Source organism: Acinetobacter sp. YH12233 (genome assembly GCF_013417725.1).
GTDB lineage: Bacteria > Pseudomonadota > Gammaproteobacteria > Pseudomonadales > Moraxellaceae > Acinetobacter.
On record NZ_VPDK01000002.1, the window covers coordinates 110,566 to 134,283 of the forward strand.

Here is a 23,718-nt window from a genome sequence, read left to right on the forward strand (position 1 = left end):
GATTAAAACTCAAAGTTGAAATGAAATAATGTCAGAAAAATATAGTCACTCATCATCGGAAGATGGTGAGCTACAGCGTAGTTTATCCAACCGGCACCTGCAGTTAATTGCCATTGGGGGTGCGATTGGCACCGGCCTGTTTATGGGTTCAGGGAAAACCATTAGCCTGGCAGGACCATCCATTCTGGTGATTTATATGATCATCGGTTTTATGGTGTTTCTGGTCATGCGTGCATTGGGTGAATTATTGTTATCCAATCTGCAATATAAATCTTTTATTGATTTTGCCACAGATCTGATCGGGCCATGGGCAGGTTATTTTGTCGGCTGGACCTACTGGTTATGCTGGATCACGATTGGTATCGCGGATTTGTCAGCCATTATCTATTACTTGCAATTCTTTAATAACGGTCTGCCATTTACTCCGGGTGAAGGCGTGTTGATCAGTATTGCCTCTATTGTCTTTATTATGGGCTTGAACCTGGCAACCGTGAAACTGTTTGGTGAAATGGAATTCTGGTTTGCTTTGATCAAGATTATCGCCATTATTGTTTTGATTGGTGTGGGTCTGTGGATGATCTTTACTGGCTTTACTAATGATGCAGGTACGGTCGCTTCATTTGCCCATATCTGGGATCATGGCGGTTTATTCCCGACAGGAACTATGGGTTTCCTGGCTGGTTTCCAGATTGCGATTTTCGCCTTTGTAGGTGTAGAGCTGGTTGGTACTACGGCTGCTGAAACCAAAGATCCAGAGCGTAACCTGCCGAAAGCGGTGAACTCGATTCCGATCCGTATTATTATTTTCTATGTGCTGGCTCTGATCATTGTGATGTCAGTAACACCATGGGATCAGATCAATCCAAATGTTTCTCCGTTTGTGAATCTGTTCAGTCAAGCAGGTATTGCGGCGGCCGCGATCATCATGAACCTGGTGGTGTTGTCATCAGTAATGTCATCGATGAACAGTGGGGTGTTCTCAACCAGCCGTATGCTGTTTGGTTTGTCTCGTGAAGAACAGGCACCGAAAGCATTTGGTCGTTTGAATTCGCGCGCCGTTCCAGCGAATGCTTTGTATTTCTCAGCGATCTGTTTATTGCTCGGTGCAGCATTACAATACTTCGTGCCGAATACGGTTGAAGCATTTACCTTAGCAACGACTTTGTCGACTATTCTGTTTATCTGTGTATGGCTGATCATTATCTGGAGCTACATGATCTATTACCGTACCCGTCCGGAATTGCATGCTAAATCCATATTCAAGCTGCCTGGTGGATTGGTGACTTGCTGGATCGTCATTATTTTCTTTGTTGGTATGATTGGTGTGTTATCGCTGGAAGATGATACCCGTCGTGCCTTGATGGTCAGCCCGGTGTGGTTCATTTTGCTGATTATTGGATATTTAGGCTTATATAAACAGAAACATAAATAATCCATATCAATAAAAACGTCAGCGATCTGCTGGCGTTTTTTTATGTCTGAATATACTCTCTAGCGTTTAGCGCTTTGGTCATACGGATGATCGCGTTATACTTCATCGAAAATACTCATATAGGTGGTCAGATGCGTCAGGTCATTTGCTACATCAGTTTAATTACAGTCGGTTTTGCCTTGGTCGGTTGTGGTCAGTCGGGAGCTTTACATCTTCCAAATGATCCAAACTACGATAAACGTGCCAAGTATTTACTCTATAAAAATACTGAATCTGCACCGCAAGTATCAGATGAACAACAGGATGCGCCGGTCAAGCAGCAATTTGAAGCGCCCGCTGAATCCGATTCAACACCATCTCCTTAAGACTTTCAGAGAAAGGATACATTCATGAGTTTCACCCGCATTAATGGGGTATTGCATGCTGAGCAATGTTCACTGCAACAGCTCGCAGAGCAATTTGGCACACCACTTTATGTTTATTCAAAAGCAACTTTTGAAAAGCATTATCTGGATATGGACCGTGCTTTTAGCTTTATCGATCATCAAATCTGTTTTGCGGTAAAGTCAAACTCTAATCTTGCGGTATTGAATGTATTGGCCAAGCAGGGTGCTGGTTTCGATATCGTGACTGGTGGTGAACTGGCTCGTGTCTTGAAAGCCGGTGGTGAGCCTTCAAAAATCGTATTCTCAGGCTTGGGTAAATCTGAAGCAGATATTAAAAAGGCATTAGAAGTAGGCATCGCCTGTTTTAATGTGGAATCTTATGCCGAACTGGACCGTATTCAGAAAGTAGCGGCTGAACTTAAGGTTAAAGCGCCGATTTCTCTACGTGTTAATCCGGATGTTGATGCCAAGACTCATCCATATATTTCCACTGGTTTAAAAGAAAACAAATTTGGTATTCCATCAGATAGCGTATTTGATACCTATGCTTATGCAGCATCATTGCCAAATCTTGAAGTGGTCGGGATTGACTGTCATATCGGTTCGCAGTTGACTGAAACCCAGCCGTTTGTTGATGCGCTGGATCGTGTCATTGTCATGATCGACAAGCTAAAAAACATGGGCATCAACCTGAAACACATCGATATTGGTGGTGGTCTGGGTGTGACCTATAAAGATGAAACACCGCCATCGGTTGAAGAATATGCCAATGCCATGCGTCCTGCTTTAGAAAAACTGGGCCTGAAAGTGTATATGGAACCGGGTCGTAGTATTTCAGCGAATGCAGGCGTGTTACTGACCAAAGTGGATCTGCTGAAACCAACCAATCACCGTAACTTTGCCATCATTGATGCCGCGATGAATGACCTGATTCGTCCAGCTTTATATGAAGCATGGATGGATATTCAGTCTGTGACACCGCGTACAGATGTGGAAACAAAAGAATGGGATGTGGTGGGCGCGATCTGTGAAACAGGCGATTTCCTGGGCAAAGAACGCGAGCTTGCCATTAAAGAAAATGATGTACTAGCAGTTCTTGGGGCTGGTGCATATGGTTTCGTAATGAGTTCAAACTATAACAGTCGTGGCCGTGCTGCTGAAGTGATGGTGGATGGTGATCAGGCGCATCTGATTCGTGAGCGTGAAACGGTTGAATCACTTTGGGAACGTGAGCGTTTATTGCCTTAAGGAGACTGAATAATGTTGCTTGAATTTACCAAGATGCATGGCCTGGGCAATGATTTTATGGTGGTAGACCTGATTAGCCAGCGTGCTTATCTGGATACTCTCACTATTCAGCGCTTGGCAAATCGTAACTTTGGTGTGGGTTTTGACCAGCTCTTGATTGTTGAACCGCCTGATATTCCAAGTGCAGATTTTAAATACCGTATTTTTAATGCGGATGGTTCTGAAGTTGAGCAGTGCGGTAATGGTGTGCGCTGTTTTGCCCGTTTCGTGCATGAACGTCAATTAACGACTAAAACCAAAATCAAGGTACAGACCAAAGCTGGAATCGTGGAACCTGAACTTGGTGCCAATGGCTGGGTACGAGTGAATATGGGTTATCCAAAATTCCTACCTCAGGAAATTCCATTCGTGGCTGAAGAACCGGAAAATCTGTATGACATCGATCTGGCGGGTGGTGAGAAACTGACGATTGATGTGGTGAATATGGGTAATCCACATGCAGTGACGATTGTTCCGGATGTGTTGACTGCTGATGTGGCTAAAATTGGTCCACAGGTGGAATCTCATGTGCGTTTCCCGGCACGCGTTAATGCTGGATTTATGCAGATCATTGATGAAAAGCATGCTCGTTTACGTGTTTATGAGCGTGGTGTAGGCGAAACACTGGCTTGTGGTACAGGTGCCTGTGCTGCAGCAGTGTCTGGTATGCGCCGTGGTTTGTTATCTAGCAAGGTCGAAATTGAACTTGCGGGTGGTAAATTGCAGATTGAATGGAAAGAAGGTGATGTAGTCTGGATGACAGGTCCAACTGCCAATGTTTATGAAGGTCGACTGGACTTGCGCTACTTCCAGGGTTAATCCCACATTTATTTCTCTAAAAAGCACCGCACATAGTACGGTGCTTTTTTTATGATAGGATGAATTCCATATTTAATTGATATCACAACAGCTCTATGAATCAGCTTGTGTTTTTACCGGGTGCATCAGGCAGCCAAGGCTTTTGGCAGCCGTTGTTGGCTCATTTAAAAACAGATCAATCTACAAAAATATTGACATATCCGGGCTTCGATGGGGTAGAACCAAATTCAACTATTCAAAATCTTCATGATCTGCAGGAACTCATCACAGAGCAGATTGAGGATGATTCGATTCTGGTTGCCCAGTCCATGGGGGGAGTTCTTGCAGTTGGAATTGCACTGCATCATCCACAGAAAGTCAAAGGACTGGTTTTATTGGCAACTTCTGGTGGTGTGGATCTATCACAGTTCGGTTGTGCTGACTGGCGGATAGATTATCGCGAGCAGTTTAAAGATGTTCCTGATTGGTTTTTACAAGATCAAACCGTATTTAGCCTGAAACAGTTAAGCAATCTTGAGATTCCTGTTCTACTGATCTGGGGTGACCAAGACGCTTTAAGTACCGTTCAGGTGGGGCAATGCTTAAAGCAAAATTTGAAACATGCAAACCTGCATATAATTCAAAGCGGAGATCATTTCCTTGCGGCGACTCATCCAGTACAGACCGCAGAACTGATTGAAGCTTGGCTGGAGTCAATTGAATGGAGCAAGTAAAGCTTTCTGCAAAAGACTTGCTCGGAATCTGGCTCAAAGAACGTGAGATCCAGAACCAGTCTAAACATACCTTGCAGGCCTATGAACGTGATGTAGCTAATTTTCTGGAATTCTGCGCAGTACAACAACTAGCGCTTAATGATGTGGAAGCCACGGATTTACGCCAATTTCTGGCTGAAAAAGTCGAGCAGCACGGATTAAGTTCGAGTAGCTTGCAGCGGATGCTCTCTTCGATTCGCCAGTTCATGAAATGGGCAGAGCAGGCGCAGTATCTTGCATTTAATCCGGCTGATGATTTTCAGTTGAAACGTCAGTCACGTCCTTTGCCGGGTATGGTCGATATTGAAACTGTGAACCAGATTCTGGACCAGCCGGCTCCAGAAACCGAAGCGCAGCAGCAAATGTGGTTGAGAGACAAGACGATTCTGGAATTACTCTATTCCAGTGGTTTACGTTTGGCAGAAATTCAGAGCTTAAGAATCAAGGATGTTGATTTTAATCGTCAGCTCTTGCGTATTACTGGTAAAGGCAATAAAACCCGGGTAGTGCCTTTTGGTTCAAAAGCCAAAGACAGTCTGATGGAATGGCTAAAAGTTTATCCGCTCTGGAATGGTGATTTTGTACCTGACGCGAATGTATTTATCACCCAAAAAGGCAATCCGCTCGGTGCACGGCAAATTGAAAACCGGGTCAAGTTTCAGGCGCAGCGTGCAGGGGTTAATGTTGACCTGCATCCGCATTTATTGCGGCATTGTTTTGCCAGCCATATGCTGTCGAATAGTGGTGATCTTCGTGCCGTTCAGGAAATGTTGGGGCATAGCAATTTGAGTACCACACAAATTTATACTCATATTGATTTTGATCGACTTGCGCAGATTTATGATCAGGCGCATCCGCGGGCACAGCATAAAGAATAGGGAAAATATAAAGTTTTCTTCCGCTTGTCGGATGATTAGGATTCATGGCATAAAACTTTCATGTATCATGCTCAAAATATGACCTGAACAGACTGTTGGAAAGATATTTCACTATTGTCTTATTTTTCAAATGGCTGTTTTCGGATATAAGTATAAATAGTAATCAATTTTTAAAAGAAAATCAGCGATCTCGATACTGGAATTTTTATGGACACAGCAATTATCCCGGATATACAACAAAAGTATGCGCAGTTAAGCCCAGCTCAAAAAGACATGTTCGCGGGTTATGGTTTACGCCAGATCAAACATTTTGTTGAGATTAGCTTGCCCACTATTGAAGCCGTTCTCCCTGAAGGGGCAATCGTGCAAGGGATTAATGCAGAAGGGAAAATGCAGGCTTATAATCCTGAAACAGGCCAGTATTATCTATGGATTTCTGATCTGCAATGGCAGACCACACAGCGAGCCAGTAAAGCTGTTGACCTGAAAGAAGATGCGCTCGAAATCTGGAATATTTTTGATCTAAAGTCTTATGAACTGATTGAACTGAGTCATGTGCATCGTGACTTTTTACAAGTTTAATAAATATGAAGGATGACCAAGGTCATCCTTTTTTATTGTTGAAATATTTTATAAGTCATCCAGCGGTAACTGAAAACTTTGCTTGATGATCTGGCTGGGTAAATCAGTTTTGACACTGGTAATGCCATTTTTCTTGGTTAGATGGGTAGACTGGAATTTACGGTAACTTTCCAGATCAGGCACCACAACTTTTAACATCGCATCACATTCACCCAGAATGATATAGCACTCCATCACCTGAGGCAGCTCTTTCATCGCCTCAATAAAAGTATCAATGGTTTCTGCATCCTGACCGACCAGCCAGATCCGTGAAAACAGAATCAGTTGAAAACCGATTTTCTGTGAATCCACGATGGTGGTGTAATTTTGGATCACGCCCGCATCTTCAAGCAATTTCACCCGACGCAGACAGGAAGAAGGGGATAGTCCAATTTCACGTGCCAGATCGTTGTTCTGAATACGACCATTGGCTTGCAAGTGATGAATGATATTTTTATCAATTCGATCAAGTTTTACTCGCACAGACTTGGAAGATATTTTCATAAATTAGAATATAATTCGAAAAATAATACTTATTATAAAATAAATTGAAAGCCTATTTTGTAAAAATTCGCAGATACTAATTCCACTTTCCGAAGATTCAAAGGAAAAAGGAAATGTCTGTATTTGCACTTTTTGCACTGACCGTGCTCCCCCTGATTTTTACACCTGGACCAGATATGCTGTTTATCCTGTCTCAAGTGATGGGTAAAGATGCAAAAGCAGGCATGATGGCAACTATCGGGATTTGTTCAGGTTATCTGGTACATTCCATTTTGGTAGCAATAGGAATCGCAGCGATTATCGTGTCTTTTCCGGTATTGTTTGAGGCGATTCGCTGGTTGGGTATTGCTTATTTGCTCTATCTGGCTTGTAGCCTGTTGAAATCAGTATTTAGTAAAAACTCAATGAAAATTGAGAAAAAGACCACTGCTAATCCAGTGAAAAAAGGCTTCTTTACGGCCTTACTCAATCCTAAAGGCATGCTGATCTATTTTGCGATCTTGCCGCAGTTTATCGATAAAAGCGGAAATACGGTGAGCCAAGGCTTAATTCTCTCTTTTATTTTTATCGGTATGATTTTCATTGTTTATTGTGCTCTCAGCATTCTGTTCAGCAGAATTACCCGCAATACACAAATTGATGAGCGTAAACAGAAATGGGTTGATGGCACCTCAGGTGGTTTACTTGCCCTTGCTGCAAGCTGGTTAATTATTAATTAAGCAATGTCGTATTTTAAAAAAGCATACTGCTCCCGGTATGCTTTTTTTATATTTATAGATTGATGACAACCCGATTTTTAGACCTGCCAACAAAATAAAGCGGAGTAAATTGAGCAGATATGCAGAATAAATGATGAACAATTCTCTATTATGTCCAAACTGACCAAAGCGGTCATTTTTAAATATAAGTCATTTTCCACAAATCTCAGGACGGATTTGTGCATTTAATAAGCAAAAATCAAAAGTTCTGATGTGTTTCATCAAATAAAAACATAATAAAAATCAAAGGTTAAATTTTATTAAATATTGATAAAATTCATTGTAATAAATCGATACGGATTAATTGTGAACGCATCGTTCAAGGAAAATTACGCATTTTTACAGCTCTTTGCTGAATTGTGACTTGACCGAAATGCCGTGCACATTGCAAGATAGGGCACCTAAAAAAATTTAAGTGAAGAGTTATTATAACTTTTCTCAACATTTACATTTGCTAAAACAGCCGAGGATTACATGAAGGCTCTTGTTGCTGTAAAACGTGTGGTTGATGCCAACGTTAAGGTTCGCGTTAAGCCGGACAACAGTGGTGTTGACTTAACAAACGTTAAAATGTCAATTAACCCATTCTGTGAAATCGCGGTGGAAGAAGCGGTTCGTTTAAAAGAAAAAGGAACTGTTTCAGAAATCGTTGTTGTTTCTATTGGTCCTAAAGAAGCGCAAGAACAAATCCGTTCTGCAATGGCGCTTGGTGCTGACCGCGGTATTCTGGTTGAAGCTGATGACAGCCAGCTAGGTGCGCTAGAAGTTGCTAAAATTCTAAAAGGTGTTGTTGAAGCTGAACAACCACAATTGATCCTTCTTGGTAAACAAGCAATTGATGACGACTCTAACCAGGTTGGTCAGATGCTTGGTGCACTTCTAGGTGCAGGTCAAGGTACATTCGCTTCAGAAGTTAAAGTTGAAGGCGACAAAGTACAAGTGACTCGTGAAATCGACGGTGGTCTACAAACTGTTGAATTATCACTTCCAGCGATCGTAACTACTGACTTACGTTTGAACGAGCCACGTTATGCAGCTCTTCCAAACATCATGAAAGCGCGTAAAAAACCGCTTGATACCAAGTCACCTGCAGATTTCGGTGTAACTACTACAACTAAACTGAAAACAGTAAAAGTTGAATCTCCTGCAGAGCGTAAAGCTGGCGTACAAGTGAAGTCTGTAGACGAGCTTGTAGAAAAATTGAAAAACGAAGCGAAAGTGATCTAATACAGAAGGATAAAAATCATGAGTATTTTAGTAATCGCTGAGCACGACAACAAAGCACTTAACGCTGCTACTTTAAACGTTGTTGCTGCGGCGCAAAAAATCGGTGGTGATATCACTGTATTGGTTGCTGGTTCTGGCGCTCAAGCAGTTGCTGATCAGGCAGCTAAAGTTGCGGGCGTAAGCAAAGTTTTACTTGCTGACGACGCTGCTTATGCAAACCAATTGGCTGAAAATGTAGCAAAACTGGTTGCAGAATTAGGTAAAGGCTATAGCCATATTCTTGCTGCTTCTACTACAACTGGCAAAAACATTCTGCCACGCGCTGCTGCACTTCTTGATGTCAGCATGATCACAGACATCATCGCTGTTGATTCTGCAAATACATTCAAGCGTCCTATCTATGCAGGTAACGCGATTGCAACTGTTGAGTCTTCTGAATCAGTAATCGTTGCAACTGTTCGTGGTACTGCATTTGATGCGGTTGCTGCTGAAGGTGGTTCTGCTGTGGTTGAAGCTGCTGCTTCTACTGGTGATGCTGGTATTTCTAAGTTCATTAATGAAGAAATCGTTAAATCTGAACGTCCTGAATTGACAGCTGCTCGTATCGTCGTTTCTGGTGGTCGTGGTGTAGGTTCTGGTGAGAACTACCACAAAATCCTTGATCCACTAGCTGACAAACTTGGCGCTGCTCAAGGTGCTTCACGTGCTGCAGTTGATGCTGGTTTCGTTCCTAACGATATGCAGGTTGGTCAAACTGGTAAGATCGTTGCACCTGACCTGTACATCGCTGTAGGTATCTCTGGTGCGATCCAGCACTTGGCAGGTATGAAAGAGTCTAAAGTGATCGTTGCGATCAACAAAGATGAAGAAGCTCCAATTAATGCAGTAGCTGACTACTGGCTAGTAGGTGACTTGAACACTGTAATTCCTGAATTGGTTTCTAAAATCTAATTTCTGAATCAGTTTCAAAAAAACGCTCCTTTAGGAGCGTTTTTCTTTTTTTTTAATCTAAATAATTAATCTAACTAACAAGTCGTCCATTTCTGACTCGAAATTTTGGTTATTGTATATTTTGTGTTAATATTAAACTTTTATTAAGCTTGCCATTTGGCGGAGTGTCCGTGAAATTTGATTTTCAGTTACCAGTCAGTATTTTGGTAATGATGATCTGCTGTTTGATTTTCCCTTTTCTCCCGAGTTTGCACCTTCCTTTGTTAGGAGGTATGACGGTTACAGCAGTTGAGTCAATTCAAGCATTAATGTTGTTTGGTTTTGCCGTATTTAGTTTTTTCTATATCCGTCCATTTGAATTAAGTAAAGGTCAAAAACAATTTTGGCTCTGGTCAGTTGCATGGTGGATTATGCTGTTTGGTAGAAGTACCAGCTGGGGACGTGACTATTTCCCGGAAGTGCCAAAAATCTATTTCCGTGGTATTTCGGTTCTTGTGATTGCACCCGTGGTGTTTATGCTGTTTTTAGCACCTTTGCGTCAAGAAATTGCTTATAAGTTTAAGCATGTATCACTTCCAATTTGGGCACTCATATTAGCTTTCATTGGCTTGCTGATGTCTGATGGCATTGAACATAATCGGTTTTTTATTCATTTTATTTTTACAGATTTTATCTATAAAGATTTGATGGGAGAACTATACGAATTTCCGCTTATTATCGGCTTATTCCTGGTCGCTTATCCATTAATGAAGCAAGATTGTGCTGTGACAAAATCAACTAGTCAGGTCATAGCTGAAGATGATTTGTCCGATATCGATTCTAAACTTCATATTTAAGTGACTTGCTTTTTTAAAGAAAAAAATGAACCTCTGCAAGCAGAGGTTTTTTAATATCAAAATATTGTGAAGTGATTAAAATTTCTACTAAAAATCCTGTGGATAGTTGGGGATGAAACAGATAAATTTAGCCTAGATTATGCTATACTGTACGACTAAATTTTAATATTGGTTCAGCTTTTTTTGAGCCGATTTATAGCTGGATTTACGACATATAAATGCAAGCCAAATCTGGCTTGTAGAATAAGGAGTATGCATGAGCGTATCGGAAATTAGACCGATTGCCATTGAGGATGAACTCAAGCACTCGTATTTAGACTATGCAATGAGCGTGATTGTGTCACGTGCCTTGCCGGATGTACGAGATGGTCTAAAACCTGTTCATCGTCGTGTGCTATTCGCAATGCACGAATTGGGCAATGACTACAACAAAGCTTACAAAAAGTCTGCCCGTGTTGTAGGTGATGTCATCGGTAAATATCATCCACATGGTGATTATGCTGTTTATGAAACCATTGTCCGTATGGCTCAGGACTTTAGTCTGCGCTACCAACTGGTTGATGGTCAAGGGAACTTTGGTTCGATCGATGGCGATAGCGCTGCGGCAATGCGTTATACCGAAGTTCGTATGCGTAAGCTGACCCATGAATTACTGGCCGATCTGGAAAAAGATACAGTTGACTGGGAAGATAACTACGACGGTTCTGAGCGTATTCCGCAAGTCATGCCAACTCGTATTCCGAACCTATTGGTGAATGGTGCGGCCGGTATCGCAGTCGGTATGGCGACCAATATGGCGCCACACAACATGACTGAAGTGGTGAATGCGTGTCTGGCTTATGCAGATAATCCAAATATCAGCATCGAAGGTCTGATGGAATATATTTCCGGTCCAGATTTCCCAACGGGCGGTATTATTTACGGTAAATCAGGTATCGTGGATGCCTATCGTACCGGTAAAGGCCGTTTGCATATTCGTGGTAAATATCACTTTGAAGAAGATGCCAAATCTGGCCGTACTACGATTGTCTTCACAGAAATTCCTTATCAGGTCAACAAAGCGAAAACGATTGAACGTATCGCCGAGCTGGTCAAAGAGAAAAAACTTGAAGGCATTTCTGAACTTCGTGATGAATCTGACAAAGAAGGGATGCGTATTGCGATTGACCTGAAGCGTGGTGAAAATGCTGAAGTTATCGTCAATAACCTGTTCCAGAATACACAGTTAGAAAATTCTTTCAGCATCAATATGGTGTGTCTGGACAATGGTCAGCCGAAATTGATGAACCTGAAAGACATCATTGCGGCGTTCATTCGTCACCGTCAGGAAGTCGTGACACGTCGTACCATGTACGAACTGCGCAAAGCACGTGAACGTGGTCATATTTTAGAAGGTTTAACCGTTGCTCTGGCAAATATTGATGCCATCATCGAAACCATCAAAACTTCTGCCAACCCGGCTGAAGCGCGTGAACGTTTACAAGCAGGTGAGTGGGCAGCAGGCGGTGTGGCAGCATTGCTTGAAAAAGCGGGTGCTGTTTCTGTACGTCCTGACGAAATTGAAGGCGAAGATCCAGAGCGCCCATTTGGTATTGATGGTGAGGTGTATCGCTTATCTCCGACTCAAGTCAACGCGATTATGGAACTGCGTTTGCACCGTTTGACCGGTCTTGAGCAGGATAAACTTCAAGCTGAATATTCTGAAATCTTAGGTCAAATTGCTGAATACACAGCCATCTTAAATGACTTCAACTTATTGATGAACGTCATTAAAGAAGAGCTGGCATTGATTCTTCAGCAATATGGCGATGCGCGTAAAACAGATATTGTTGAATCTCGTATCGACTTCTCTCGTGAAGATCTGATTCCTGAAGAGCAAATGGTTCTGACCGTTTCAAAAACAGGCTATGCGAAAACTCAACCATTATCTGACTATGCTGCTCAGCGTCGTGGCGGTCGTGGTAAGTCTGCAACCAGCATGAAAGAAGACGATTACATCCAGCACATGGTTGTAACATCGAACCATGCTACGGTACTTTGCTTCACCAATGTCGGTAAGGTTTATCGCCTGAAAGTTTATGAGGTGCCACAAGCTTCGCGTGGTGCCAAAGGTCGCCCAATGGTGAACTTGTTGCCGCTGGATGACAACGAAACCATTACTGCTATCTTGCCAGTGATTGATGCACCGAAGAAATTCAAAGAACGTCTGGCTGACTTCAAGGCATTTGTGAAGACCAATGCTGCCCAGCTGCAAACCAATGAAGTGATCAATAGTCACTTTGCGGCACTAGAAGCAGCTCTTGCTGAATCTGAAGATGGTGCAGATGATATTTCTGATGCACTGCGTGTTCAATTGAAAGAGCTTGGTTTAGCACTTTCAACCACTGATCTTGATGCTGACATCATCAATGACTTTGCACAGCAAGCCGAAGCTGTTCGTAAGAACTTCTATGTGTTTATGGCGACTGAGTACGGTACGATTAAACGTGTAGAACTGGAACAGTTCTCAAATGTTCGTTCAAACGGTTTACGTGCGATTGAACTGAATGGCGATGACACCTTAATTGGTGTTGCGATTACTGACGGTGAACAGCAAATTATGTTGTTCTCGAACGAAGGTAAAGCAATTCGTTTCGCAGAGACTGACGTACGTTCAATGGGTCGTTCAGCCAAAGGTGTGCGCGGTATGCGCGTGACCATCGGTGCTTCTCAGGTTGAAGATGCAGAAGATGCAGATGTTGAATCTGATGATGAAGATACAACTGAAGCTAACTTCATTAGTCGTATCGTATCTCTAGTGGTTGTACCTGAAACCGGTGAAGTGCTGTGTGCTTCTGCAAATGGTTATGGTAAACGTACCCCGGTAGATGACTTCCCAACCAAGAAACGTGGCGGTAAGGGTGTGATTGCAATCAAGACCTCAGAACGTAACGGTGAGCTGGTCGGTGCAGTTGCGATTGACGCATCTAAAGAACTGATGCTGATTTCTGATGGCGGTACATTGGTACGTACCCGTGCTTCTGAAGTGGCACAGACTGGTCGTAATGCACAAGGTGTTCGTCTGATCCGTCTGGCTGAAGATGAAAAACTGGTGGGTGTAGAAGCGATTGAAGCAGTTGAAGATGAGTTGGAAATATTGGAAGATATTGAAAATACTGAATCTGCAGCTGATGATGTAACTGATACACAAGAAGCTGAAAAAGATGATGACAATACAGTAGAGGAATAAGTTCTGCTACTGATGAAAAAGGGCGCTTCGGCGTCCTTTTTTACACATCGGCTAAATGAGAGATAAATAATGAAAACCAGATTGATGCTTTTGACCGCAGCTATTGCACTCAGCGGCTGTAATAATGCAATGGACAGTATGCCCGATCCAAGCCCTGAGCAGGAAAAGGCAGCGCAAGTAGCTTATGAAGACCTGCGTGATGGAAAATATGACGAGTTTTTAGCTCAGCTTGAACCGAAGTTGCAGGCAGAGTTTCAAAACAATGAAAAAATCATGAAGCGTTTTTCACGTTCAATTCCGCAAGGTGAATATAAGTCCAAGACTATCATGAGAAAGAACTTCGAGGAAAATAACGGTAAACCGAGTGAATACAAGGTCAGCTATGAAATTGTCTATCCAAAAAATCTGGTTCAGTATGATGTGAGTTTTGACCAGCCGAATGGCAGTACTAAAATCCGCAACTTTAATATTCAGGTATTTGGTGAATAATTTTCAATGTGAATAGACTGAATAAATCCATATCTAAGAACGTGGGCGTAGCCGATAATAGCCTAAGCTCATACAGATGATGCCGATCACCAATAGATAAGCAAGCTTTCCTAGAATCATATAAGTGGGCACGCCCATCTGATTGAGCTGAATAAACATCTGCACGATTTGGGTCGAAGGTAAAGCTTGCCCAATAAGTTGGACCCAGACTGGCATGGCAGCATGCGGCCAGGCGACTCCTGAAAGCATAAAGAGCGGAATCGAAGTAAAAACAATGATATGACCGGCGCGTTCTGGCATGTCCAGAAAACTGGCGAATAGTGTGGTAATACCAATCATGCAGAATACAAAGATGGGTACAGCCAGCAGCATGCCCCAGAAATTTCCACCACGGGGATAATCAAAATACCAGAAAGTAAAACCAAACAGGTAATAACAGCCCAGACAGCCAATGGTCAGAATCGCCAAACTGATACCACTTAAGGTGGTCAGATTAATCACCTGTCTACTTTCTCGATACAACGCAATTAACATACTCAGGCCTAGAAAAATAGTCTGATGAATAATCAATGGCGCAACAGCCGGAAACACATAGCTGCCATAGCCAGAAAGCGTATTAAATAATGGAATCTGGTGAATGGATAGGGCAGGAGAGAAGTGTGAAATCTCGCTAAAGCGTTCAGCATATTCACTTAAGGTATTTTCTACTGAAGAGACCAAGCCTAAACCAATCTGTTTGGTAATTAAAAAGTTAGCAGCACTTAAGTACAGCCCAATCCCGCCATTTTCACCATGCCGGATAGATTGAGAAAGATTATCTGGTAATAATAAAATCCCGTCAGCTTTTTGAGTTTCCACCCAGTATTTGGCTTCAGCAAAATTTCCAGTCACCGCCTTGATTTGTACATTGGGGCTTTGGCTGACATGACTGATAATGGTATTGGTTAAAGCACTTTGCTCTTCGTCGACAATAATAATCGGCAAGGCTTCTGCCTGTTCAGCTTTATACGCCGTTGGATAAAAAAAGCTGTAAAACACAACCGATAAAATTAGGGTGGTAAAAATACTGGTATTGCTAATAATGTCTTTAAAAGTTTGGCAATAAGCTTTCCAGAGTGATTTCATGGTGACACTCCTTTGGCTGTTTTTTTGAGAAAGACATAGGCCAGCACAGCATAAAGCACGACATAAATGACGAGCACGAACATCGGTTGCAGTGAAAGAGAGAGCGGACTGCCAATCACCCATTGCTCCGTCTGTAATTTGGCATAGGGTGTATAGGGAATAATATTGGCCCAGAACTGGGTGAATAGTGGGGCATTATTAAGGGGCAAAGTCACCCCAGCAAAACTGAGCGATGAACCACCATAAACTGCTAGTAGACCAAAAGATTTGGTCAGGTCCTGAGTGGCCAGAACCACCGCACTACTGATAAAGGCATAGGCACTATAGAACAGTATTTGCGCCAGAAGAATTGGCCATAATGACCCGGCAATAAACCAGCCGCGAATTTCGACCAGCCAAAACATCCAAGCCCAGGTCCAGCAACAAAATATTGCTACATAAACCAGATTTTTAGACAGCAGTGCCGACCACAAGTTTTGTTGGGCAATCCAATGACTAACAGTATGTCGTTTAATTTCCTGACCCACAGCAAAAGCCACACAGCAACATAACAGCAAGTGCAAAATTGCCGGCACCATGTAAGGTTCCAGATAAAATTCATAATTCAGCTGCGGATTATACAGTGGGGAAATTTTAATATTCGGTGTAGGTGCTTCCAGATAGGGGAGCGTGTTACCTAGATACTGCTTGCCAGTAAATTCAGCCAGAGCCTGCAAGGTGCTAAGTAGCATAGCCGAAGAAATGGTATTCCCGATACTAAAATAACTCTGATTAAAAGCAATACTAATTTCAGCATCCTGAGCTTTGACCAGTCGTTGCTCGGCTCCGGCAGGAATATGAATATAGCCCCAGATTTTATTTTCGTTTAATAGCTTCTCGATTTCGACCGTTTGATCGGAAACGGTATGCACTTGTAGGGTATGATTCAAAGATAAATGATCATAAATCTTGCTGCTCAGGCTACTTTGATCCTGATCAATAATGGCGATTGGTAGATGATCCGGTTTGCCTTTGGCAAACATGCTACCAAGTAAAATCAGAATACAGGCAGGGGCGAGCAGGACCAGAGCCAGATCCCATTTTTCTCTGCATAAATAGCGTATTTCACGCTGAATACCCGCCCAGAATCCAGAAGCCATTTATTTTGGCTCTTTCAATTTAAACAGCACGCTCATGCCGACTTTTAGCTCAGGCATTTCAGTGACTGGCACAAGATGAACTTTAAAACTGCGGACATCATAACCACCGGTTTGGCGCGTGGTTTTAATGGTGGCAAATTCACCTTCAGCACTAATATTTTTTACTTTAAAAGTAGCTGATTGATTCAGTGCCGGAATAAACCCTTCAAGCTGTTGCTGTTTACCTAAAGCGGCATATTGGTCTTCACGAATATTCAGGCTAATCCAGCGTTCTGCCGAGATCAGGCTGACCACTGGCACTGCGGTTGCCACCAGCTCAGTGGCATTGCCATAGGTTTTGGAGACGGTACCATCAATCGGTGCCAATAATTCAGTTTCTGCTTCTAGTGCATTGGCTTCGGCGACTGCTGCACGGGCTATATCGACCTGAGCATCTGCAGAACTTTTCTGTTCTGGTGTACTGCCGCGTTTAGCCCGGGCATATTGCTGATAAGCGGCTTCTGTCATTTGGGATGCAGATTGTGAAGCTGCAAACAGTTCATCTCGGCGCTGGCGGGAAATGACACCCTCCTTAAACAGGTTAGCTCCACGTTGATAGGAAGTTTTAGCGAGTTGCTCCTGTGCTTTTAGTGACTGCCAGTTGGCATACAGAGAAGCGATATTTTCTTCCTGAGAACCACGTTCTGCGGTGGACTGAAGTGCTAATGCAGACTGTAAAGTAGCTAAAGCCTGCTGCTTTTTCGCCTCAATTTCAGGACTATGTAATTTTACCAGCGCCTGGCCTTTCTTGACGTTATCGCCTTCCTGTACATAAATCTTTTCAATCCGGCTTGGAACTTTGGTGGCCACTTGAACGGTTTCTGCCTCAACCCGGCCTTGTAGCTCGATTTCTTTGGGTTGATAGGTTTTCCATAGGCCAAACCCAATCAAAGCAAGAATCACTGGAATTAAAGCTAAAAGCAGATATTTTTTGCGCGATTTTTTTTCTGTGCTTTCAGGATTATCTGGCTCTGATTCACTGTAATTGATTTCTGAAGCCGTTTCATCAACAGGATGTTCTGGCTTTTGCTCATCTGTCATGTCTGGCTCCATTAACGAATATAGTGGGTATTGGCATGTTGCATGTAATTTGGAAATTCAACAATTGAGCCATGGCTCTGTAATAAGGTCGCGAGAGATATTACATATTTATAAGCGTTTAATGCCATTTCTGCCTTTAAACTGCTGAGCATGTTTTGGGCATCGATGACCTGAGTGGCTGTCCCGACTTCTTCCTTAAAGGATAACTCCTGAATACGCAGGTTTTCCTGAGCTGCTTTCAGGTTCTGCTGAAGTAGAGCATCACTTTGCTGGGCGCTGACTGCTTCACTAAATGATTTATAAATCAGGTTTTCAATCTCCTGCTGGGTACGCGCCGTCATGAGTTCAGCGGCATAGCGTTTCAGCTCTGCAGCCTGAATATTTTTATTTTTATCAATGCCTGAGAACAGGTTATAACGTGCTGCAACCCCCACAATCCAGTTTTGATGTTGATCCAAGCTATATTCACCAAACGCAAAAACATTTGGCTTTTTAGCGGCCTGCTGGGCTTTGACATTGGCTTTGGCCAGTTCGGTATCCATCTGCATTTTTTTGATCAGAGGAGAGTTCTGGCTAAAACTGCTGAGCAGAATATTCACATTTTGGGGTTCAGCACGATTCACAAACAAAGGTGTGCTTAGCTCGGTGATATTGCTATCCAGCAACAGATTATTTAGCTGAAATAGGGCAGCATTCAGATTGGCTTGGGCATTTTGTTGTGCGCGTTCAGCATTGTTGCGTGCCACTTCGAACTGCATGCGTTGACCTTTACTGATAAAACCCTGCTGTTCCAGCTTCAGAGCATTACGATAATGTTGTTGCATGGCATTTGAATTAAAGAGTGCTGCATCCAGTAACTGTTTTTGTAGTTGAACATTAAAGTAAGACTGAATCAGTTCAAAACGCTGCGTGTCCTGTTGCTGCTGATTGCTAAGTTCGCTACGTCCTGACTGAATATTGGCAATTTCTTTGGCGCTACGGGTGAGGCCTCCGGTATATAGTGGCATCATCACGGAAACAGTGGGACGAATCACCTGATCTTCAAGGACGACATTAGACGTATCCGGAATCAGACCAACTCCGCTATGAATAGTATTGTTAAGTCCTTCACGCAGTGGATCAGTAATACCTGCAGGTAGATCCACACCATTACTGGCTTCCCACTCATTAAGCCGGCCATTCACGCCTTGAGAGAGTGAATTTTCCAGATTATTTTTAAACTGCTTTAATGGAATATCGACTTCACTATGAAAGGCATAGGCACGAACATTCAGGTCAACACGAGGTAGGCCAATACCTTTGACAGCTTCTGCTTCAAGTTTTGACGCTTGCTCCAGACTTTGAAAAGCCTGGCTACTATAGGAACGTTGCAACAATTGTTGTTCTGCATCCTTAAAGCTGATGCTTTGTGCATAAGCAAAACTGCCATACATCATAGATGCAAGTACAGTCAGACCCCAGCAGACACATTGTTTATTTTTCTTCATATTCATAAAGTGGTAATGTAAAAGTCACATTAATTCAGTCTAAGCTGCATTATAAATCAAGTGCTTGCAGTGCAGGAATGGGTTAAGTTGTAGTATTGTTGTAATTTGAAACAATTCACTTCTCAAGTTTCAAGCTGATAGTTCTATGTCACTCTAAAACTTGAGCCGAGTTTAAATTCATTTTTCAATTATTTTATATTAGCGGCCGATTCAACATCTTCTAAGTATTGGATGAGATTGAATATTTTTAGCTGTACAATTTCTCATAAATGAAATCACCGAGTTAGAACAAAAAAATCAAAGATATTCAAATTATCCCTCGAATCTAGATTGGTTTTTTGACTCTATCTTCATTCTTGGATAGAAATAATTTTGTGCAAGCGGCGTCCAGATATGGTTAAATGCCATCATTTTATTGTGTTTCACTCTGAAAGGAAAAATCATGCGCGCGTACAACTTCTGTGCTGGTCCTGCTGCATTACCTACTGCCGTACTTGAAAAGGCTCAAGCTGAAATGCTTGACTGGCAGGGCAAAGGTCTTTCGATCATGGAAATGAGCCACCGTAGTGCAGACTATGTTGCAGTTGCGGAAAAGGCAGAAGCAGACCTTCGCAAACTCATGAATATTCCTGAGAACTATAAAGTACTGTTCTTGCAGGGTGGTGCATCTTTGCAATTCTCGGCAATTCCATTGAACTTGCTGGGTAAAAACAACAAAGCTGACTATATCCGTACCGGTATCTGGTCTGAAAAAGCATTGAAAGAAGCTAAACGCTATGGCGATATCAATGTGGTTGAAGCAGGCATTAAAACTGAAGATGGTAAATTAGCGATTGCTGATCAAAGCACATGGAATCTTTCTGATGATGCCGCTTATGTGCATTATGCAGATAACGAAACTATTGGCGGTCTGCAATTTGCCCATGTGCCAGAAACTGATAAGCCACTCGTATGTGATTTCTCTTCAAGCATTCTGTCTGCACCGATTGATGTTTCTAAATTCGGTCTGATCTATGCCGGTGCGCAAAAGAATATTGGCCCTGCAGGTTTAACACTGGTTATTATCCGTGAAGATCTGCTTGATCAGGCAAAACCTGAAATTCCAAGCATCCTGAAATATGCAGATCAAGCGAAAAACGGTTCGATGGTCAACACACCATCAACTTATGCATGGTATCTATCTGGTCTGGTATTTGAATGGTTACTGGAACAGGGCGGTGTAGACGCGATTCATAAAGTGAACCTGCAAAAAGCTGAATTGCTTTATGGCTATATCGATTCTAGCGACTTCTATGCAAATCCGATTGCCAAAGAAAACCGTTCAATCATGAACGTTCCATTTACCTTGGCAAATCCTGAACTTGAAAAACAGTTCCTGCAAGAAGCAAAAGAAAACCATTTGCTTAACCTTGCCGGCCACCGTTCAGTAGGCGGTATGCGTGCCAGCATTTACAATGCCGTACCGTTAGAAGGTGTACAGGCATTGGTAAACTTCATGGATGACTTTGCTAAACGCAATGCTTAATTCCTGAGAATTAAAAAACCCGGCAATTGGCCGGGTTTTTTTATCATTTAATTCGGGTTAAAAAACAAAGTTATGTAAGATATAGCCGCAAATGAGCATACCCAATACGAAAAATAGGCATGACATCATATCAAGCTGATAACGCGAGCCAAGATGATGCTCAACCTGCTGTAAATTTTCTTCTTGAACGATTTTCATAGATATTTATTATCCGATCTATTTATCGTAAATGATTATTTGTTGATCGTATTTTTACCATAAAAAATTGATTAAATAAAGTACATTCTTAACTAAACTTCATAAAGTATTAATTTTATTTAAATAACTGGCCTCAATATATTCATAAAAATAGAACTATTATATTAAGTCATTATTTTTATAATGTTTTTAATATGATTATTCAGTTTAAGATAACATTGAAAATGAATTTATTTGAATTTAAATCTGTGGATAAATCTATTTTTAATAAATTCAAAATCCATTAATTCTGATTTCAATTGTGGATAAAAAATAATCAGAATTGAGAGAATATCGCACTAAAATAAATAAAAAACAGGAGACTCATATAAAAATATGAGCCTCCGATCTGGATATTCAGCTTAAGCTGCTTTTCGATAGATATTGGCCTGAATCCACAGATTGCCCCGAATATATTGACCAATCTGGAAATCTTTATGCTTGTCATTGCGGGTGGCTACACGGATCAAGGTAGCCGGCTGGCCTTCATCATGAATCAGGGTAACATCATAGAGCATGTAGTCCTGATCCATAAATTGCATTGAAGTTTTACCGACAATATTGCCCTGGAACCAGGCTTCATCTTCCTGACCCATGGTCTCACCATAGAGATAAGCGACCATTTTGGAGAAATCAACCGTTACCGGTTCTTTGTCTTCTTCAGATTTCGGCTCCCAAGCATCGATCTGTTCCTGTAAATTATCCGGTGCAACACCATTATTTTCCGCAAGAATTGCATTCAGGGCACGGTGATGTTTGATAGAGGCAGGATCATCCACGACTAAATGTTCATGGTCAGTCACCACTTCCAGTTCATAAGCCCAAGCATTTAAGTTGACGATATAAGACTGGTCTTTTTCATAATGCGACCGGTTGACGCTGTACAGCGTATCAAAGGCATAGATGATATTGTTGGCACCCAGATTGAGACGCAACACAGCTTGGGTGTCGGATTTACAAGAAATAATCCGGTCAATCGTGGCTTTCACCTGGTAGGGACTGTCAAAACCCGGAAATGCGGTTTTCACAGCCTGTGGCTTGTTATTTTCTACGGCAATCACTTGGCTTAATTGTACCGCAGCTTTGCTCGGTCCCTGAATCAGCCAGGTGGTTTCATCCATATCGCATTCTTGTGTACACAAGCCCATCGGCATTACAGGTGCGTCAAGGGCTTTGCCTAACCACTGGGGAACATCTGTGCCTGGGTTTTCAGTAAGCAAGGTCCAATGTTCGACATGACTACCGAAATTTTGATCATCAATAGTGATGATCTCTGGGCTATTCTGTTTTTTCATATGCACAATTGATCTTGGATGACTTATTTATAGTTAATCGAGGGTCATTACGATTTTTCAAGTCACTCGAATGAATTTAAAAATTAAAATGCAAATCATGTGAAGTCAAATATTTTTCTAGTTGTGAGTGGCTGACTCATTTAATACGGTTGAGTTGAGTATTTAAATACCAGGATATTCAGAGAAAGAGCAGTTTTAGGCATCAACCTGCATCCTCTGATTTGCTACACTAGTCCAAATTTCTCCCTTATGGAAAGCTGTGTGTTGCCATTCAAACTTTGGGTCGATGCAGATGCATTACCTCGTATTCTGAAAGATGTGATTATCCGTGCCTCCGATCGTTATCAGCTTGAAGTCACTTTTGTGGCTAATCAGCCGGTAGGGATTACACCGTCGATTCGTATCAATTCTATTCAGGTGATGAGCGGGGCAGATGCAGCAGATCAGGAAATTGTTGATCGTATGAAAGAGCATGACATTGTGGTGACGCAGGATATTCCTTTGGCTGCTCAAGTCATCGAGAAGGGCGGTATCGCGATTCACCCGCGTGGCGAAATCTATACAGTGGCTAACGTCAAAGCACGTCTACATTTACGTGATTTTATGGATACCTTGCGGGGGGCTGGTGTACAAACCGGTGGCCCACCGCCGATTTCTGAACGTGATAAACGTGAATTTTCCAGCTCTCTAGATCAAACCATTCAAAAACAGAAACGTAAAACTGCGATTAAATAAAAAACGAGATCAAGTATGCCCCCAAAAAGTAACCTGATGTTGACCTATGCCTTGCTGGTTTTCATCTGGTCCACCACACCACTGGCGATTGTCTGGAGTGTGGAAGATTTGCATCCGATGTGGGCATTGGCGATCCGCTTCTTTTTGGCTTTGCCTCTGGCCTTAGGATTATTGTGGTTATTTAAAACCAGATTACCGCTTGATCGTGTTTCCCTGCATAGTTACTTGGCGGGTGCATGCAGTTTTATCGGCTCGCAAATTTTTACTTACTGGTCTACGGATTATTTAAGTTCCGGCATCATTGCCTTAATGTTCGGCTTGGCCCCCCTAATTTCAGGTCTGATTGGGCGTTTTGTCTTTCAGATGCAACTTTCGCTAAATCAATGGCTGGGAATGGGAATCGCTTTAATCGGACTTTCGGTGATCTGTCTAGGTGATGCAGATCAGCATATACAGCCAATTGGAATCGTGATCGCTCTGGTTGGTGTATTAGTTTATTGCGTATCTATGTTCTGGGTGAAGAAAATCAATGCACCAATTGATCCTATGGCACAGGCGGCCGGTTCGATTGGTTTGTCAGTCGTTTTTTCTCTGGGTATGTTGCCATTTATCTGGCAATACGCACCCACTGCTATGCCACATGCCAAGTCCTTATTTGGTCTGGTATATGCGGTAATTATGGCATCACTGATTGCGATGTTCTGTTATTTCAAACTGGTACAGAAGATTAAGCCGACGACTCTATCTTTAACCACCGTTCTGACACCGATGCTGGCCTTGCTGGTAGGTGTATTATTGAATAATGAAAAATTGCCGCTCATTGCTTTGGTGGGTGTAGTAATCTTATTGTTTGGCTTAGTGGTTTATTTCGCTAAAGAAATTAAGGCGAGCTATAAAGCCCGCCTTTAATAAAAAGATAGATACCA

22 protein-coding genes are annotated in these 23,718 nt (G+C 42.3%); 16 read left to right on the top strand and 6 right to left on the bottom strand.

What is annotated here, in order from left to right; all coding sequences use genetic code 11:
• Positions 1–28 precede the first annotated feature (28 nt).
• From FTV12_RS01915 to FTV12_RS01945, 7 genes are all read left to right on the top strand, one after another.
• Entirely contained in the window at positions 29–1,432 is a 1,404-nt protein-coding gene (locus FTV12_RS01915; protein WP_159124419.1) for an amino acid permease, read from the top strand.
• A gap of 131 nt (positions 1,433–1,563) precedes the next feature.
• On the top strand, positions 1,564–1,797 hold the full coding sequence (locus FTV12_RS01920; protein ID WP_005236736.1) for a lipoprotein: 234 nt from the start codon (positions 1,564–1,566) through the stop codon (positions 1,795–1,797).
• A 24-nt stretch (positions 1,798–1,821) separates the two neighbouring features.
• Positions 1,822–3,066 (top strand): diaminopimelate decarboxylase, encoded by a 1,245-nt coding sequence (lysA, locus tag FTV12_RS01925; RefSeq protein WP_180016996.1) that lies wholly within the window; start codon positions 1,822–1,824, stop codon positions 3,064–3,066.
• 12 nt (positions 3,067–3,078) lie between these two features.
• Positions 3,079–3,924 carry a diaminopimelate epimerase gene (gene dapF / locus FTV12_RS01930; RefSeq protein WP_004784684.1) on the top strand — a complete coding sequence of 282 codons (846 nt, stop codon included), beginning with the start codon at positions 3,079–3,081 and terminating at the stop codon, positions 3,922–3,924.
• Between the two features lie 95 nt (positions 3,925–4,019).
• Positions 4,020–4,637, top strand: a complete 618-nt coding sequence (locus tag FTV12_RS01935) for an alpha/beta fold hydrolase (protein WP_180016994.1) — start codon at positions 4,020–4,022, stop codon at positions 4,635–4,637.
• A gap of 26 nt (positions 4,638–4,663) precedes the next feature.
• Positions 4,664–5,554 (top strand): site-specific tyrosine recombinase/integron integrase, encoded by an 891-nt coding sequence (gene xerA / locus FTV12_RS01940; RefSeq protein WP_180017013.1) that lies wholly within the window; start codon positions 4,664–4,666, stop codon positions 5,552–5,554.
• 207 nt (positions 5,555–5,761) lie between these two features.
• Positions 5,762–6,136, top strand: coding sequence for a hypothetical protein (locus tag FTV12_RS01945; protein WP_180012776.1), 375 nt, complete (start codon positions 5,762–5,764; stop codon positions 6,134–6,136).
• 48 nt (positions 6,137–6,184) lie between these two features.
• On the opposite strand, the gene FTV12_RS01950 is transcribed toward FTV12_RS01945, so the two are convergent.
• On the bottom strand, positions 6,185–6,679 hold the full coding sequence (locus FTV12_RS01950) for an Lrp/AsnC family transcriptional regulator (protein WP_005236726.1): 495 nt from the start codon (positions 6,677–6,679) through the stop codon (positions 6,185–6,187).
• A 113-nt stretch (positions 6,680–6,792) separates the two neighbouring features.
• Between FTV12_RS01950 and FTV12_RS01955 the strand changes: the two genes are divergently transcribed.
• The 6 genes from FTV12_RS01955 to FTV12_RS01980 all read left to right on the top strand — a co-directional run bounded on the left by FTV12_RS01955 (position 6,793) and on the right by FTV12_RS01980 (position 14,169).
• Positions 6,793–7,398 carry a LysE family translocator gene (locus FTV12_RS01955; RefSeq protein WP_180016992.1) on the top strand — a complete coding sequence of 202 codons (606 nt, stop codon included), beginning with the start codon at positions 6,793–6,795 and terminating at the stop codon, positions 7,396–7,398.
• 513 nt (positions 7,399–7,911) lie between these two features.
• Positions 7,912–8,664 (top strand): electron transfer flavoprotein subunit beta/FixA family protein, encoded by a 753-nt coding sequence (locus FTV12_RS01960; protein ID WP_159124425.1) that lies wholly within the window; start codon positions 7,912–7,914, stop codon positions 8,662–8,664.
• Between the two features lie 18 nt (positions 8,665–8,682).
• Positions 8,683–9,615 carry an electron transfer flavoprotein subunit alpha/FixB family protein gene (locus tag FTV12_RS01965; protein WP_180016990.1) on the top strand — a complete coding sequence of 311 codons (933 nt, stop codon included), beginning with the start codon at positions 8,683–8,685 and terminating at the stop codon, positions 9,613–9,615.
• Between the two features lie 170 nt (positions 9,616–9,785).
• Positions 9,786–10,451: a hypothetical protein gene (locus FTV12_RS01970; RefSeq protein WP_180033445.1), complete on the top strand. Its 666-nt coding sequence runs from the start codon at positions 9,786–9,788 to the stop codon at positions 10,449–10,451.
• A 256-nt stretch (positions 10,452–10,707) separates the two neighbouring features.
• Positions 10,708–13,680 (top strand): DNA gyrase subunit A, encoded by a 2,973-nt coding sequence (gene gyrA / locus FTV12_RS01975; RefSeq protein ID WP_180033446.1) that lies wholly within the window; start codon positions 10,708–10,710, stop codon positions 13,678–13,680.
• A gap of 69 nt (positions 13,681–13,749) precedes the next feature.
• Positions 13,750–14,169, top strand: a complete 420-nt coding sequence (locus tag FTV12_RS01980) for a DUF3887 domain-containing protein (RefSeq protein WP_125278447.1) — start codon at positions 13,750–13,752, stop codon at positions 14,167–14,169.
• 33 nt (positions 14,170–14,202) lie between these two features.
• Here FTV12_RS01980 and FTV12_RS01985 read toward each other — a convergent pair whose 3' ends face one another.
• The 4 genes from FTV12_RS01985 to FTV12_RS02000 are packed head-to-tail and all read right to left on the bottom strand — an operon-like array spanning position 14,203 to position 19,006.
• On the bottom strand, positions 14,203–15,294 hold the full coding sequence (locus FTV12_RS01985; RefSeq protein ID WP_166137722.1) for an ABC transporter permease: 1,092 nt from the start codon (positions 15,292–15,294) through the stop codon (positions 14,203–14,205).
• The gene (locus tag FTV12_RS01990; RefSeq protein WP_180016986.1) at positions 15,291–16,433 is read right to left on the bottom strand and encodes an ABC transporter permease; all 1,143 of its coding nucleotides are present in this window, start codon (positions 16,431–16,433) and stop codon (positions 15,291–15,293) included. Before FTV12_RS01990 ends, FTV12_RS01985 begins: the two co-directional genes overlap by 4 nt.
• Positions 16,434–17,513 carry an HlyD family secretion protein gene (locus FTV12_RS01995; protein ID WP_179992663.1) on the bottom strand — a complete coding sequence of 360 codons (1,080 nt, stop codon included), beginning with the start codon at positions 17,511–17,513 and terminating at the stop codon, positions 16,434–16,436. It abuts the gene before it with no gap.
• Positions 17,514–17,524: 11 nt separating this feature from the next.
• Positions 17,525–19,006 (bottom strand): TolC family protein, encoded by a 1,482-nt coding sequence (locus FTV12_RS02000; RefSeq protein ID WP_159124431.1) that lies wholly within the window; start codon positions 19,004–19,006, stop codon positions 17,525–17,527.
• A gap of 436 nt (positions 19,007–19,442) precedes the next feature.
• Between FTV12_RS02000 and serC the strand changes: the two genes are divergently transcribed.
• A complete protein-coding gene (gene serC, locus FTV12_RS02005; RefSeq protein WP_166137710.1) occupies positions 19,443–20,525 on the top strand; it encodes a 3-phosphoserine/phosphohydroxythreonine transaminase in 1,083 nt (360 codons plus the stop codon).
• Between the two features lie 599 nt (positions 20,526–21,124).
• Here the strand turns inward: serC and FTV12_RS02010 are convergent.
• Entirely contained in the window at positions 21,125–22,057 is a 933-nt protein-coding gene (locus FTV12_RS02010; protein ID WP_159124053.1) for a hypothetical protein, read from the bottom strand.
• Between the two features lie 249 nt (positions 22,058–22,306).
• Here FTV12_RS02010 and FTV12_RS02015 point away from each other — a divergent pair, with 249 nt between their 5' ends.
• Together FTV12_RS02015 and FTV12_RS02020 are read left to right on the top strand one after the other, a co-directional pair.
• On the top strand, positions 22,307–22,792 hold the full coding sequence (locus tag FTV12_RS02015) for a YaiI/YqxD family protein (RefSeq protein WP_159124052.1): 486 nt from the start codon (positions 22,307–22,309) through the stop codon (positions 22,790–22,792).
• Between the two features lie 15 nt (positions 22,793–22,807).
• Positions 22,808–23,701, top strand: a complete 894-nt coding sequence (locus tag FTV12_RS02020; protein ID WP_159124051.1) for a DMT family transporter — start codon at positions 22,808–22,810, stop codon at positions 23,699–23,701.
• Positions 23,702–23,718 lie beyond the last annotated feature (17 nt).